A 14,003-nucleotide genomic window follows, 5' to 3' on the forward strand; every position below is an offset into this window, starting at 1 on the left:
ATGCGACTGCTGGTGCTCGGGGGAAGCTGGTTCGTCGGCCGTGCCGTGGTAGCGGCGGCCCTCCGTGCCGGCTGGGAGGTCACCACCTTCAACCGGGGCCAGTCGGGTCCTGGTCTGGCTGGAGTGCGGGCGATCCACGGCGACCGGACGCGGGCCGGTGATGTCGCTGACCTGGCGGCCGCCGGGCCGTGGGACGCCGTGGTCGACACGTCCGGGTACGTGCCGGCGAACGTGCTCGAGGTGGCGGCCGCCCTCTCCGCCGCCGCCGATCGCTACGTGTTCGTGTCGACGGTCAGTGTGTATCGCGACTGGCCGGCGAGGCCGCTCAGCGAGCGCTCCGAGGTGCTCGACTGTCCGCAGGACGCCGGGCCGAGCTACGGCACCGACACCGAGGACGGGGCGACCCGATACGGCTACCTCAAGTCCGGCTGCGAGGCGGCCGTTTCCGCCGTGTTCGGCGAGGACCGGACAACCCTGCTGCGCCCCGGCGTGATCCTCGGTCCCCGTGAGTACGTCGGCCGCCTGCCCTGGTGGCTGCGTCGGGTCGCCGCCGGTGGTGAGGTGCTCGCCCCCGGCTCGCCCGACCGCACCATCCAGCCGATCGACGTGCGAGATGTGGCCACGTTCGCGCTGTGTGCCGTCACGGACCACCTGCCGGGTGCGTACAACGTCTGCGCGCCCATCGGGGGAGCGACCTTCGCCGGTCTGCTGCACGCCTGTGTCGCCGCGACCGGCGTCACCCCGAGTTTCACCTGGGTTCCGCACGGCGCGTTGCTCGACCAAGGCGTACGGCAATGGTCCGAGCTTCCGTTGTGGCGCACGTTCGACGGGGTGTGGCAGGTCGACGCGGCCAAGGCCCAGCAGGCCGGTCTGACGTGCCGGTCGCTGGCTGCGACCGTCGCCGACACCTGGCACTGGCTGCGCCAGTCCGGCGGTTCGACACACGGGATCGACCGCACTGTGGAGATCGGGTTGAGCCCGGAGAAGGAAGCCCGGGTGTTGGCCGCGTGGCATGGCTCAGGTGAGCGCTGCGGCTGACTGCTCGGCGAGCCACATCGCGATCTGCTCGGCGAGTTGCCGCGCCCTTTCGTCGTGCTCCCAGCGCGAGGTTCCCAGTAGCCTCTGCACCCTGGTCATCCGGCCGGTCAGCGACGTGTTCCTCCGGTGTTGGGGTAGTGCCAGGGCGTTCCGAACAGCGTCGGCAGCGCCGTCCCGGTCAGCCTGACAGAGGCGGGCCGCCGCCAGGTCGATCTGTACGCCGCAGATCTGTGAGTAGGGCCAGCGGGCGGACGGGACGCTGGTGTAGGCGTCGAGAGCCTCCTGCGCGTGCGCGATTGCCTGTCCGCCCTCGCCGAGGTCGAGCCAGGCAGCTGCCGCACACGCCGCCGCCCGCGCGGGCCCGAAAGCGAACTCGCCACCGGAGGAAACGTTGAGCTCGTCCGGGTGTCCTGCCGCGAGCTCCCTGTCCCGCCGGGCCGCCTCCAGGGACTCGGCGACGGACGCTGGGTCCGCGAGCAACGCGTATGACCGCGCGGCGATGTGACGGAGTCTCAGTTTCGGCTCGCCGTCAGGTGCGACACGCATCGCTTTGGCGAAGTAGGCCAAGGCGGCATCCGGCTCGTTGCGCCAGTTGGCCAGCGTCATCTGGAGACCGAGCGTCCAGGCCATCAGAGACGGTTGGCCAGCCAGGTCGGCGTACCGGGTGGAGGCGCGGGCGAACGCTGCTGAGTCGTTCCAGTGCCCGAGGTCGAAGGCGGTGGACGCCATCAGTGCCGTGCCCTGGCCGATCACCGTGTAGAGATCCGCAAGCTCACCTGGCCGCCGCGTTCGCTTGGCCAGCGATCGGGCCTCGTTCGAGAGCCAGCGAGCGGTGGTGAACACGTCAAGGGCGGTCATGCTGAACGACCGCGCCAGGATCGCCATGTCATCTTGCAGTGATTCGACCGTCTCGTGTGGCATCGGCCTGTCGGAGAGAAACGGATCGTTGGAGATCGCATCTGCGGCCTCGCTTATCAGCGAGGTGGTCGTCCCAGTGCCGCGACCACCACTGGGAACCCCTGGTCGAGGAAGTTCGGTCTCGGCCACATCCCTCAGCAGGTCGTCCAACTGGTCCACAGTCATCGCGAGCGCGTTGGCCAGGTTGAGTCTGATCCAGGGTTGGGGCGCCGACTCGGCGCGTTCCCAGCGGACGACGGTGGTGCGGTCGACGCCGAGCTTCTCCGCGAGGCTCTCCTGGGTGTGACCAACCGTCTTCCGTCGCTGGGCAAGCCGGTGTCGCTTCGGGGCCATCACGGCACCTTCCGTCGCGGAACGTGATTGGGCAGCACTACACAGTTACCTCCCTGGTGATCGGGATGCAACACCCGTGCCGCCCTTTCGCCGAGTTGCCGCCCTGGGACCGGCCCGTCCCGGAGGCGAGGGTGGACGCATGGCCCGGGGCGGGTGCCGGGCTCCGGTGGGAGCGTCACCCCGAGCGCTTCCACCGTCCCCGCCCGCCCCGGTGCCGCTCGACTTCTCAACCAACGGAGGCCAGCGGTGACGTACCGGATGGGGGTGTTCGGCCGGCTCGGGCCGGCGGGGGTGCGGGAGGTGGTGACGCGCTGGCTGCGGCTGGTGGCGGCGGACGCCGACCTGTCGCCGTACCTCGTCGGGGTCGATCGGGTCCGGCTCGCCGGGCACCTGGCGTTGACCCTCACGACGGCGCTCGGCGGCCCGGCCGGCGACATCGCCCGCCCGGCGGCGGGCGCGTGGCGCGGCCTCGGGCTCACCGAGACGCAGCACCGACGGGTGGTCGACTACCTGACCGGGGTGCTGCTGGCGCGTGACCTGCCGGCGGCGGCGGTCGAGGCGGCGGGCCGGGCGTTCGCCGACGAGGCCGGGCCGCCGGCCGCCGACGAGGCCGCGTCCTGGGCGGCCACCTTCCGGTACGCCGACGCGGCGGCCCGGCACTTCCGCGCGGCGGTGGGCGGCGGCCCGCCGGGGCGGGACGGGCCGTTGCTGTTCGCCAGCCTCGCCCGGCTGGTCGACGGCGGCGACGACCCGGTCGGGCGGGCGGCGCTGCTGACGGTGCTCGGCCGCGCCCGGCGACGGCACGGCCTGCTGCCGGAGCACGCGGGGCCGGTCGCCGATGCCCTGCTCGCCGGGATCGCCCCTGGGCGGACGCCGGCTGACGGCTGGCGGCGGCGCTGCCGGGAGGCGCTGCGCGCGCTGCCGCCGAGCGGGACCGGTCCGGCGTGGTGGGCGGCCCGGGTCGTCGACCACGACCGGCCGGGCGACGGCGTCGCGATCCTGACCGTGCGTCCCGGGGAACGGCTGCCGCACCGGCCCGGCCAGGCCGTGCCGGTGTGCACGCCCCGCCGGCCCGGGGTGTGGCGCTGGTACTGCCCGGCCAACGCGCCGCGCCCCGACGGCACCGTCGAGCTGCACGTCCGCGCCGTCACCGCCGGCACCGTCTCCCGCGCCCTGGTGCACGAGGTACGCCCCGGCGAGCCGCTCTGGTTGGGCCCGCCGGCCGAGACCGGGCTGACCCTCCACCCGCGACCCCGCCGGGACCTGCTCCTGGTCGCCGGGGGCACCGGCCTTGCGCCGCTGCGTGCCCTCGTCGAGCAGGTCGCCGCCGCTCCGGACGGCCGCCGGGTCACCCTCGTGGTCGGGGCGCGCACCTTCGCCGACCTGTACGACGCGATCAGCCTGGACCGGCTCCAGCGCGCGTACGACTGGCTGACCCTCGTCCCGGCGTTCTCGCACGACGTCCTCGCCGGGCCGGCGGAGCAGGGCGACGCGCTCACCCTGGCCCTGGACCACCACGAGCCCGGGCAGGAGGTGTACGTGTGTGGGCCGCCGGCCATGCTCGCCGGCGCGCGGCTGCGGCTGCTGGCGGCGGGGATCCCCGCCGAGCGCGTCCACCTCCCCGCGGACGTGCGGTCGCCAGGGTGACCGGTGACCGGGCCGCTGCTGACCAGGGACGCCTGCCGCCGGGGCGGTGAGCAGGGGCCCCTGGTCAGGCCTCAGGCGTCGGCGTAGCGGCGGGCGGCGGCGAGGGCGGCGCGCAGTCTCTCCGCGTCCACCCGGGCGGGGACGTCGAAGTCGCCCGCCGGGTCGGCCGCGTAGAGCGCCGCGTACGCGGTGGTGTCCCGCTGGAAGCGCCAGCCCTCGGCGAGCGGCCCGACGTCTGCCGCGTCGTACCCGAGGGTGTCGAGGAACGCGGTGACGGCGGCCTTCGCCGCGGCCTCGGCGGGGGTGGCCGCCCGGGCCCGCGAGCCCAGCGACCGATCCACTGGGTTATCTGGCGTCCCGTGACTCCGGCTCGGGCGTCCCGTGACTTCGGACGCTTGTGGACCGAACCACCCCTATCCACCCCTGTAGGGGATCGGTGATCTTCCATCAGGTCTGGATTCAGTGATATCTATCTTTCACTACCACTTCCCACCCCCAGGAGTGCGACGTGCGGAGATCCCGTCTCGTTACCTTCGCCGTGAGTGTCGCGGCGACCCTCGGCGCCACGCTCACGCTGGCCGTCCCCGCCCAGGCCTCGGCCAGCGACCGCTACGTCGCCCTCGGCGACTCGTACGCCTCCGGCCTCGGCGCCGACAGCTACACCGCCGAGAGTGGCGCGTGCAAGCGCAGCACAAACGCGTACTCGGCGCTCTACAACACCAACATCAGGCCCGCGTCGTACAAGTCGGTCGCCTGTTCCGGAGCGATCACCACGGACGTGATCAACAACCAGCTCTCCGCGCTGTCGTCGACCACCACGCTGGTCAGCATCACCATCGGCGGCAACGACGTCGGCTTCACCACCATCATGTCCACCTGCGTGCTCCAAGGCGAGAGCCAGTGCGTGGCCGCCGTGCAGGCCGCCGAGACCAAGGCGCGCACCGAGCTGCCCGGCAAGCTGGCCAACGTCTACAACGGCATCAAGGCCAAGGCGCCGTCGGCCCGGGTCGTGGTCGTCGGATACCCGGTCTTCTACCAGCTCGGCACGACCTGCGTCGGCCTCACCGCGACCTCCCGGGCGAAGATCAACGAGGGCATCAACCTCGTGGACGACATCATCCGCACCGCCGCCACCTCGGCCGGCTTCAAGTTCGCCGACGTGCGGTCGGCCTTCGTCGGCCACCAGCTGTGCAGCTACGGCGAGAAGTGGATGCACGCCCTGAACTTCCTCAACCTCGGCATCTCGTACCACCCGACGGCGGCCGGTCAGTCCGGCGGTTACTACCCGGTGTTCCGCGCCGCGGCGGGCTGACCGGGCCGGCCCCGCGCCGGTGACCTTCGAGGCCGCGCGCCCACCTCGGGTGGGGGCGCGGCCTCGCGTGTGTTCCGGGCGCCTACCCGGTCGTCACGCCGGCAGCACCTTCTCGACCGCCGCGCGCAGGTCCGGGGAGTCCGGCGCGACGGTCGGGGCGAACCGGCCCGCCACCGTGCCGTCCGGCGCCACCAGGAACTTCTCGAAATTCCACCGCACGTCGCCGGTGTGCCCGTCCGGGTCCGGCGTGGACACGAGCTGCGCGTAGAGCGGGTGCCGGCCCGGGCCGTTGACGTCCACCTTCTCCGTCAGGGGGAAGGTCACCCCGTAGTTGACCTGGCAGAACTCGTCGATCTCGGCGGCGGTGCCCGGCTCCTGGCCGGCGAACTGGTTGCACGGCACGCCGAGCACCACCAGGCCCCGGTCGGCGTAGGTCTCGTGCAGGGCCTGGAGGCCGGCGTACTGCGGGGTGAGGCCGCAGCGGGACGCCACGTTCACCACCAGCAGCGCCCGGCCCCGGTGGCGGGCGAGGTCGGCCGGGCCACCGGCCAGCGCGTCGATCTGGGTGTCGAAGACGGTCATCCGCCGAGGCTACCGACCGGCGGCGACGGCCGGGCGGATCCCCGTTTCCCGATGATCGACGCATGTACATCTTGACGAAGTGATGACGCCGTGAGTAGCGTCTCACCATCCTTTTGGAAAGTTTCCTAACTGTTTGGGGAGACGCCACATGAAGAGATCGCTCCGCCGGGCCCTCTGGGCCGGCGCCGTGGTCGCGATGACCGTCTCGGCGGTCCCGATGACCTCGGCGTTCGGTGCCGGAAGTGTGACCGCCACGTTCGCCAAGGCGCAGGACTGGGGGACCGGTCACGAGGCCCGGGTGACCGTTGCCAACGGCTCCGCCGCCAGCGTGGACACCTGGCGCATCGAGTTCGACCTGCCGGCCGGCACCACCATCAGCAGCTCCTGGGACGCCGACGTCACCAGCAGCGGCAACCACTACGTCGCGGTGAAGAAGAGCTGGGCCGGCCCGCTCCCCGCCGGGGCGAGCTTCAGCTGGGGCTACAACGGCACCGGGGCGTACAAGGCGCCGCTGAACTGCACCGTCAACGGCGCGCCGTGCGGCGGCGGCACCACCCCGACCACCAGCGCCCCGCCGCCGACCACCACCCCGCCGACCACCGCGCCCCCCACGACCCCGCCGCCGACCACCCCGCCGCCGACCACGCCGCCGCCCGGCGGGGGCAAGAAGGTCGTCGGCTACTTCGCCGAGTGGGGCGTCTACGGCCGTAACTACCACGTCAAGAACATCCACACCAGCGGGTCCGCCGCGAAGCTGACCCACATCCTGTACGCCTTCGGCAACACCACCGGCGGTCGCTGCAGCATCGGCGACAGCTACGCCGACTACGAGAAGGCGTACACCGCCGCGGACAGCGTCGACGGCGTCGCCGACACCTGGGACCAGCCGCTGCGCGGCAGCTTCAACCAGCTCCGCAAGCTGAAGAAGATGTACCCGCACCTCAAGGTCATCTACTCCGTCGGCGGCTGGACCTGGTCGGGCGGCTTCACCCAGGCCGCGCAGAACCCGACCGCGTTCGCCGAGAGCTGCTACAACATGGTCGAGGACCCGCGCTGGGCGGACGTCTTCGACGGCATCGACGTCGACTGGGAGTACCCGAACGCCTGCGGCCTCACCTGTGACACCAGCGGCCCGAACGCCTTCAAGAACGTGATCAGCGCGCTGCGGACCAAGTTCGGCTCCTCGGCGCTGGTCACCGCGGCCATCACCGCCGACGGCAGCACCGGTGGCAAGATCGACGCCACCGACTACGCCGGTGCCGCGCCGAACCTCAACTGGCTGATGCCGATGACGTACGACTTCTTCGGCGCCTGGGCGGCGCAGGGCCCCACCGCCCCGCACTCCCCGCTCACCTCGTACGCCGGCATCCCGCAGCAGGGCTTCTGGAGCGACGCGGCGATCCAGAAGCTCAAGAGCAAGGGCATCCCGTCCGACAAGCTGCTGCTCGGCATCGGCTTCTACGGCCGGGGCTGGACCGGGGTCACCCAGGCCGCCCCGGGCGGCACCGCCACCGGCGCGGCCCCGGGCACCTACGAGGCCGGCATCGAGGACTACAAGGTCCTCAAGAACACCTGCCCGGCCACCGGCACCGTCGCCGGCACCGCGTACGCCAAGTGCGGCAGCAACTGGTGGAGCTACGACACCCCGTCCACCATCGGCGGCAAGATGACGTACGCGAAGAACCAGGGCCTCGGTGGCGCGTTCTTCTGGGAGCTCTCCGGCGACACGACCAACGGTGAGCTGATCGGCGCCATCAAGGGCGGTCTCGGCTGAGCCGAAGGCCGACGCAACACCCACCCGGCGGGGAGGGACCGCGCACCGGTCCCTCCCCGCCCGCTCGTGGCGCCTGGCCCTCGTCGACGCCTCCCGCGCGGCAGGCCCGCGCCGGCGCCCCAGCCCGCCTTCGCCCCCACCCGGCCCGGTGCCCCATCCGCCCCCCCCGCCCCCACCCGGCCCGCCGGCCCCCGTGGCGCACCGGGTGCGCGGCGGGTCCGGGGCGATGTGTCAGACTCGCGCATCGGCACCTGCCCGTGCCGGGTCGAGGGGAGGGACGGATGGCTGTGGCTCACTCCAGGGCGGCGCTCGTCACGGCGCTCGCGCTCCTGCCGTTCACCCTGCTCGGCTGCGGGCTCGGCGGTGCCGACGAGAAGGCGGCGGAGCAGCCCGGCCGGGCGCCCGCCGAGGAGGCGGGCACCAAGGCCCGCGAGCGGGTGCAGGCGTACCTCGACGCGATGATCGCCAAGGACGTCGCAGCCGGACGCAGTCAGCTCTGCGCCCCCGCCCAGGGGAGCTTCGACTCCGCCGCCACCGGCCCGAACGGCGACTTCGCCGACCACTTCACCGTGACGGAGGCGGCCATCACCGACGTCCGCCCGGGCGCGGCCGGGCAGGAGGTCAGCACGTCGGTCACCGTCACCGTCGGCACCCGCGAGGCCACCCGGCCGCTGCTGTTCACCGTCACCCGCAGCGGCGCCGACTGGTGCGTCGCGGGGGAGGCGCCGGGCGGCCACACCCCCGAGCCGTCGGTCACCCCCTGACGCCGACCCCCACGGGCCGGGACCTCCCAACTGCCGGAACCGTCACCCTCGCCGCCCGGTCCCTCCGGCGGTCGCCGTACGCTTTCTGTCATGCGCCATGAGTGGCATCAGCTGAGCCATCCCGCGGTGGGCAGCCCCGGCCTACAGACCAGCCGTCCGACCGTCGACTCCGCCGAGGACGCCGCCCTCGGCCTGGACCGCTGGCGGGACCTGCCCCGGGCGCAGATCCCGCCGTGGCCGGACCCGGCGGCGGTCGCCGAGGTCTGCAAGGTGCTCGACACCGTGCCGTCGGTCGTCGCGCCCTACGAGGTCGACCAGCTCCGGCAGCGCCTCGCGCTGGTCTGCGAGGGCAAGGCGTTCCTGCTCCAGGGCGGCGACTGCGCGGAGACCTTCGTCGACAACACCGAGAGTCACCTGCTGGCCAACGCCCGCACCCTGCTCCAGATGGCGATCGTGCTCACCTACGGCGCTTCCCTGCCGGTGATCAAGGTCGCCCGGGTCGCCGGGCAGTACACCAAGCCCCGGTCGCTGCCGACCGACGCGCGGGGCCTGCCGGCCTACCGCGGCGACCTGATCAACTCGCTGGAGGCCACGCCGGAGGCGCGGGTCGCCGACCCGCAGCGCATGATCCGGGCGTACGCGAACTCGGCCGCCGCGATGAACATGCTCCGGGCGTACCTGGCCGGTGGGCTGGCCGACCTGCACGCGGTGCACGACTGGAACAAGGGCTTCGTCAAGAGCTCCCCGGCCGGCGAGCGCTACGAGGCGATCGCCCGGGAGATCGACCGGGCGCTGGCCTTCATCAACGCCTGCGGGATGACCGAGGACGACGCGCTGCGCACCGTCACCCTCTACTGCTCCCACGAGGCCCTCGCGCTGGAGTACGACCGGGCGCTCACCCGGGTCTCCGGCAGCCGCGCGTACGGCCTGTCCGGGCACTTCCTCTGGATCGGCGAGCGCACCCGGCAGATCGACGGCGCGCACATCGACTACATCTCCCGCATCGCCAACCCGATCGGCGTGAAGCTCGGCCCGACCACCACCCCGGACGAGGCGATCGAGCTCTGCGAGAAGCTCAACCCGGAGAACATCCCCGGCCGGCTGACCCTGATCAGCCGGATGGGCAACCACCGGGTCCGCGACACCCTGCCGCCGATCGTGGCGAAGGTCACCGCCGCCGGCGCGAAGGTCGTCTGGCAGTGCGACCCGATGCACGGCAACACCCACGAGTCGTCCAACGGCTACAAGACCCGGCACTTCGACCGGATCGTCGACGAGGTGCTCGGCTACTTCGAGGTGCACCGGGGCCTGGAGACCCACCCGGGCGGCCTGCACGTCGAGCTGACCGGCGAGGACGTCACCGAGTGCCTCGGCGGTGCCCAGGGCATCGAGGACCTCGACCTGCCCGACCGGTACGAGACCGCCTGCGACCCGCGGCTGAACACCCAGCAGTCGCTGGAGCTGGCTTTCCTGGTGGCGGAGATGCTCCGTGGCTGACGCGAGGAGTGAGCTTGCGAGCCCCGCAGTCGGCGGCCGAAGGGATGACCGTGGCTGACCCACTCATCGACCTGCGGTCGGACACCGTGACCCGGCCCACCGCCGGGATGCGGGAGGCGATGGCCACCGCCGAGGTCGGCGACGACGTCTACGGCGAGGACCCGACGGTCAACGCCCTGGAGGCCGAGGTCGCCGCCCTGTTCGGGCACGAGGCGGCGCTGTTCGCCCCGACCGGGTCGATGGCCAACCAGATCGCCCTGCAACTGGTGGTGCCGCCCGGCGACGAGCTGCTCTGCGACGCCGACGCGCACATCGTCACGTACGAGATCGGCGCGGCGGCGGCGTACGGCGGGATCTCGTCGCGGACGTGGCCGGCGGTCGGCGCGGACGTCGACCCCGACCTGGTCGCCGGCATGGTCCGGCCGGACGGCTACTTCGCGGTGCCGACCCGGGCCATCGCCGTGGAGCAGACCCACAACCGGGGCGGCGGCGGGGTGATCCCGCTGGCCACCCTGCGCGAGCTGCGTCGGGTCGCCGACGCCAACGGGCTGGCCCTGCACTGCGACGGCGCCCGGATCTGGCACGCCCACGTCGCCGACGGCGTGCCGCTGGCTGCCTACGGTGCCCTGTTCGACACCATGTCGGTCTGCCTGTCCAAGGGCCTCGGCGCGCCGGTCGGCTCGCTCGTCGTCGGCAGCGCGGAGAAGATCGAGCGGGCCCGGTTCGTCCGCAAGCGGATGGGCGGCGGAATGCGCCAGGCCGGCGTGCTCGCCGCCGCGGGCCGGTACGCCCTGGCCCACCACATCCAGCGACTCGTCGACGACCACGCGAAGGCAGCCCGGCTGGCCGAGGCTGTCGCCCCGTTCGGGGTGCTCGCCACAGCGGTGCGGACGAACATCGTCCCGCTGGACCTGACGAAGTCCCCGCTCGACGCACGGGGCCTGGCCGCCGCCGCCCGCGCCGAGGGCGTGCTGATCTCGGTCCTCGGCCCGCGCTCCGCCCGCCTGGTCACCCACCTGGACGTCGACGACACCACCGTCGACCGCGCCGCCACCACCCTCACCCAAATCCTCCGCAACTAGCCAACCCAACCCCACCCACCCCGCGACTGCCCCCGTTGATCAAGAGGTTCGCGTCAGGATCCGGGGCCCGGATGACGTAAACCTCTTGATCAACGCAAGGGTCGGCGGGGGTGGGGTTAGGGGTGGAGGCGGGTGAGGGTGGCTATGTCGGTGGCGTGGCCCTCGTGTTTTTCCGAGGGGGTCTCCACCACCACCGGGATGCCCGCCGTGGCGGGGTGGGCCATCAGTTCGGCGAACGCCGGCTCGCCGATGGTGCCCTTGCCGATGTTCTCGTGCCGGTCCCGGGTCGAGCCGCACAGGTCCTTCGAGTCGTTGGCGTGCACCAGCCGCAGCCGGTCCGGCCCGACCGTGGCGACCAGCGCGTCCAGGCAGGCCGTCATGCCGCCCTCGGCGGCCAGGTCGTGCCCGGCCGCCCAGGCGTGGCAGGTGTCGAAGCAGACGCCCAGGCCGGGGTGCCGGTCCACCGCGTCCAGGTACGGGCCGAGCTGCTCCACCCGGGAGGCCAGCGACCGGCCGCCACCCGCGCTCGGCTCGACCAGCAGCAGCGGGCCGCCCGCCGCCAGCGTCTCGTCGAGCAGCGGCAGCAGCGCCTCGCGTACCTGCCGCATGGCCGCGTCGGCGTGGCCCGTGTCGACCGCGCTGCCGGCGTGGAACACCACCCCGAGGGCACCGATCGCCCGCCCCCGGCGCAGCGCGTGGGCCAGGGTCTGCGCCGACCGCTCGACCGTGGCCGGGGTGGGGGAGCCGAGATTCACCAGCAGCGACGCGTGGACGAACACCGGCACGCCCCGCTCGGCGCAGCCGTCGCGGAACAGCACGTCCTGGACCGGGTCGCCCGCCGGCAGCGCCCAGCCCCGGGAGTTGGAGACGTAGACCTGGACGACCTCGGCGCCGGTCGCGTCGACGTACGGCAGGGCAGCCTTCGCCAGCCCGCCCGAGGTGGGGGTGTGCGAGCCGACCGGCCGGTGGACAGCGGACGCGGACATCGCTACAGACACCCGATCGTGATCTGGGTACCCGGCGCCACCTGGGCGTTCTCGCCCGGGTTCTGGAACCGGACGATGCCGTTCGGGTTGAACTGCACGTTCACCGGGAAGCCCTGGCTCTCCAACTGCTGCTTGGCCTGCTGACAGGGCAGGTCGACCACCCGGGGCACGACCACCGGGGCGGGGCCCTTGCTGACGTCCAGCTTGACCTGGGCCCCCTTCTCCACGCCCGTACCGTCCACCGGGCTCTGCCCGAGGACCTCGTCCTTCGGCTTGGGCGAGTCCTTGTACGTCTCCACCGGCACCAGGCCGAGCTGGGTCAGGGCGGTGCGGGCCTCGTTGACGTTCTTGCCGACGAGGTTCGGCACCGAGATCGGGGCCTTGCCCTTGCTCAGGATGACGGTGACCTTCGCGCCCGGCTTGACCTCGGCGCCGACCTTCGGGTTGGTGTCCACCACCACGCCCTCGGGCAGGTTGTCGTCGTACCGGGGGGTGCCCTTGGCGACGACCAGCTTGGCGTTGACCAGGTCGGCTTCGGCCAGCTCGAACTCCTTGCCGACCACGTCCGGCACGGGGAACCGGTCCGGCCCCAGCGAGAGGGTGAGGGTGATGGTGCCGCCCTTGACGATCCGGGCGGCCGAGGCCGGGCTCTGCGCCACCACGCCGTCGCGCGGGATCTTCTCGTCGTAGCGGGGCTCGGCGTACTCAAGGGTGAAGCCGCCCCTGGTCGCCTGCGCCTGCGCCTCGGCCTTGCTGAGGCTGACCAGCTCCGGGGCCACCGTGTACCGGCCCACCCCGAACCACCAGCCGGTGAGCGCGGCGATCAGGACGAGCACCACGGCTGCCGCCAGCAGGCCCACGCGCCCCCGCTGGTCGCCCAGCACCCGGGCCCGCAGCGCGCCGATCCGGCCGCCCGGGCCGGTGTTCTCCGGCGCGGCCCGGCGCCGGTGCGGGCGCGGCTCCTTGTGCTCGGGCAGCCGGGCCCAGGCCGGGCGCTCGGCGGGCCGGACCGCCGCGACCACCATGGTGGGCTGCGCCAGCGGGGCCGCGTCGTCGGTCACCGCGCGCAGCACGGCGGTGTGCGCGTTCTGGTCGCCCAGGTCGTCGCGGGCGACCTGGACCTCGGCCAGGAGGGCGCCGGCGTCGGTCGGCCGCGCCTCCGGGGCGCGTCGGGTGGCCCGGGCGACGAGGTCGTCGAGCGCCCTCGGCAGTCCGGGCACCAGCGTCGAGGGGGCCGGCACGTCGCGGTCGACGTGCTGCCAGGCGACGTCCACCGGCCGGTCGCCGTCGTACGGGACCCGGCCGGTGAGCATCTCGAACAGCACGATGCCGGCCGAGTAGACGTCGGTGCGGGTGTCGGAGTGACCGTCGGTGACCAACTCCGGCGCGACGTACGCCACCGTGGCCATGAGTTGGTTGCCCGGCTCGTCCTCGGCGCTGGCCTCCACGGCGCGCGCCAGCCCGAAGTCGGCGACCTTGACCACGCTGTCGACCAGGTTGGCGACGCCGCCGGTGGGCGCCTCGGCGACCAGCACGTTCTCCGGCTTGACGTCGCGGTGCACCAGGCCGGCCCGGTGTGCGGCGGCGATCGCGGCGAGCATCTGCTCCATGATCGCCAGCGCCTCGTCCGGGTGCAGCCGGCGCCGCTCGGCGAGCACGTCGCGCAGCGTCCGGCCGCGCACGTACTCCATCACCAGGTACGGCAGGCCGGCGTGGGTGCCCTGGTCGTAGACCGCCACCACGTTCGGGTGGGTCAGCCGGGCGATGGTCTTCGCCTCGTCGGTGAACCGCTCCAGGAACCCGGCCATCCGCGCCCGCGTCTCGGCGGCCTGGGTCGGGTGAATGATCTTGACCGCGACGGTGCGCTCCAGGCGCTCGTCGGTGGCGGTGTACACGGTCGCCATGCCGCCACGGGCCACGCGACCGCGAATGCGGTAGCGCCCGTCGATCAGCGAGCCCAGCAACGTGTCGGCGACCTGTGTGTCCATCGGCAGGCAGTCTATGTGTCCAGAGGGTAGAGGTTGAACAGGATGCTACAGCCGGCTGGCCGGCCGGCCCGTCCCGCCGCGC

At 72.9% G+C, this 14,003-nt stretch carries 12 protein-coding genes; 7 read left to right on the forward strand and 5 right to left on the reverse strand.

The features are described 5' to 3' along the window. Entirely contained in the window at positions 1 to 1,038 is a 1,038-nt protein-coding gene (locus tag OOK41_RS11675; protein WP_266264542.1) for an NAD-dependent epimerase/dehydratase family protein, read from the forward strand. Here the strand turns inward: OOK41_RS11675 and OOK41_RS11680 are convergent. After that, a complete protein-coding gene (locus OOK41_RS11680) occupies positions 1,018 to 2,289 on the reverse strand; it encodes a helix-turn-helix transcriptional regulator (protein WP_266264544.1) in 1,272 nt (423 codons plus the stop codon). The genes OOK41_RS11675 and OOK41_RS11680 overlap by 21 nt on opposite strands. Positions 2,290 to 2,535: 246 nt before the next feature. Here OOK41_RS11680 and OOK41_RS11685 point away from each other — a divergent pair, with 246 nt between their 5' ends. After that, positions 2,536 to 3,936 carry an FAD-binding oxidoreductase gene (locus OOK41_RS11685; RefSeq protein WP_266264546.1) on the forward strand — a complete coding sequence of 467 codons (1,401 nt, stop codon included), beginning with the start codon at positions 2,536 to 2,538 and terminating at the stop codon, positions 3,934 to 3,936. 71 nt (positions 3,937 to 4,007) lie between these two features. Here OOK41_RS11685 and OOK41_RS11690 read toward each other — a convergent pair whose 3' ends face one another. Further along, a complete protein-coding gene (locus OOK41_RS11690) occupies positions 4,008 to 4,277 on the reverse strand; it encodes a hypothetical protein (RefSeq protein ID WP_266264548.1) in 270 nt (89 codons plus the stop codon). A 167-nt stretch (positions 4,278 to 4,444) separates the two neighbouring features. On the opposite strand from OOK41_RS11690, the gene OOK41_RS11695 reads away from it, so the two are divergent. Next, the gene (locus OOK41_RS11695) at positions 4,445 to 5,248 is read left to right on the forward strand and encodes an SGNH/GDSL hydrolase family protein (protein WP_266264550.1); all 804 of its coding nucleotides are present in this window, start codon (positions 4,445 to 4,447) and stop codon (positions 5,246 to 5,248) included. A gap of 93 nt (positions 5,249 to 5,341) precedes the next feature. Here the strand turns inward: OOK41_RS11695 and OOK41_RS11700 are convergent, their stop codons facing one another. Beyond that, positions 5,342 to 5,830 (reverse strand): glutathione peroxidase, encoded by a 489-nt coding sequence (locus tag OOK41_RS11700; RefSeq protein ID WP_266264552.1) that lies wholly within the window; start codon positions 5,828 to 5,830, stop codon positions 5,342 to 5,344. 148 nt (positions 5,831 to 5,978) lie between these two features. On the opposite strand from OOK41_RS11700, the gene OOK41_RS11705 reads away from it, so the two are divergent. The 4 genes from OOK41_RS11705 to OOK41_RS11720 all read left to right on the forward strand — a co-directional run bounded on the left by OOK41_RS11705 (position 5,979) and on the right by OOK41_RS11720 (position 10,947). After that, positions 5,979 to 7,604, forward strand: coding sequence for a glycosyl hydrolase family 18 protein (locus tag OOK41_RS11705; protein ID WP_266264554.1), 1,626 nt, complete (start codon positions 5,979 to 5,981; stop codon positions 7,602 to 7,604). 281 nt (positions 7,605 to 7,885) lie between these two features. Then, positions 7,886 to 8,368, forward strand: a complete 483-nt coding sequence (locus tag OOK41_RS11710) for a hypothetical protein (RefSeq protein WP_266264556.1) — start codon at positions 7,886 to 7,888, stop codon at positions 8,366 to 8,368. 90 nt (positions 8,369 to 8,458) lie between these two features. Further along, positions 8,459 to 9,865 (forward strand): class II 3-deoxy-7-phosphoheptulonate synthase, encoded by a 1,407-nt coding sequence (locus OOK41_RS11715; RefSeq protein ID WP_266264558.1) that lies wholly within the window; start codon positions 8,459 to 8,461, stop codon positions 9,863 to 9,865. 44 nt (positions 9,866 to 9,909) lie between these two features. Beyond that, entirely contained in the window at positions 9,910 to 10,947 is a 1,038-nt protein-coding gene (locus OOK41_RS11720; protein ID WP_266267787.1) for a low specificity L-threonine aldolase, read from the forward strand. 116 nt (positions 10,948 to 11,063) lie between these two features. Here OOK41_RS11720 and OOK41_RS11725 read toward each other — a convergent pair whose 3' ends face one another. Both OOK41_RS11725 and pknB read right to left on the reverse strand, forming a co-directional pair. Next, on the reverse strand, positions 11,064 to 11,933 hold the full coding sequence (locus OOK41_RS11725) for a deoxyribonuclease IV (RefSeq protein WP_266264560.1): 870 nt from the start codon (positions 11,931 to 11,933) through the stop codon (positions 11,064 to 11,066). 2 nt (positions 11,934 to 11,935) lie between these two features. Beyond that, positions 11,936 to 13,921 (reverse strand): Stk1 family PASTA domain-containing Ser/Thr kinase, encoded by a 1,986-nt coding sequence (gene pknB, locus OOK41_RS11730; protein ID WP_266264562.1) that lies wholly within the window; start codon positions 13,919 to 13,921, stop codon positions 11,936 to 11,938. Positions 13,922 to 14,003 lie beyond the last annotated feature (82 nt).

Source organism: Micromonospora sp. NBC_01655 (assembly GCF_026339755.1).
Lineage (GTDB): Bacteria > Actinomycetota > Actinomycetes > Mycobacteriales > Micromonosporaceae > Micromonospora.

Bases quoted from the DNA above. Each gene is read 5' to 3' on its own strand.
- OOK41_RS11675 (WP_266264542.1), top strand. From the start codon at position 1: ATGCGACTGCTGGTGCTCGGGGGAAGCTGGTTCGTCGGCCGTGCCGTG.
- OOK41_RS11680 (WP_266264544.1), bottom strand. From the start codon at position 2,289: ATGGCCCCGAAGCGACACCGGCTTGCCCAGCGACGGAAGACGGTTGGT.
- OOK41_RS11705 (WP_266264554.1), top strand. From the start codon at position 5,979: ATGAAGAGATCGCTCCGCCGGGCCCTCTGGGCCGGCGCCGTGGTCGCG.
- OOK41_RS11725 (WP_266264560.1), bottom strand. From the start codon at position 11,933: ATGTCCGCGTCCGCTGTCCACCGGCCGGTCGGCTCGCACACCCCCACC.
- OOK41_RS11700 (WP_266264552.1), bottom strand. From the start codon at position 5,830: ATGACCGTCTTCGACACCCAGATCGACGCGCTGGCCGGTGGCCCGGCC.
- OOK41_RS11720 (WP_266267787.1), top strand. From the start codon at position 9,910: ATGACCGTGGCTGACCCACTCATCGACCTGCGGTCGGACACCGTGACC.
- OOK41_RS11710 (WP_266264556.1), top strand. From the start codon at position 7,886: ATGGCTGTGGCTCACTCCAGGGCGGCGCTCGTCACGGCGCTCGCGCTC.
- pknB (WP_266264562.1), bottom strand. From the start codon at position 13,921: ATGGACACACAGGTCGCCGACACGTTGCTGGGCTCGCTGATCGACGGG.
- OOK41_RS11715 (WP_266264558.1), top strand. From the start codon at position 8,459: ATGCGCCATGAGTGGCATCAGCTGAGCCATCCCGCGGTGGGCAGCCCC.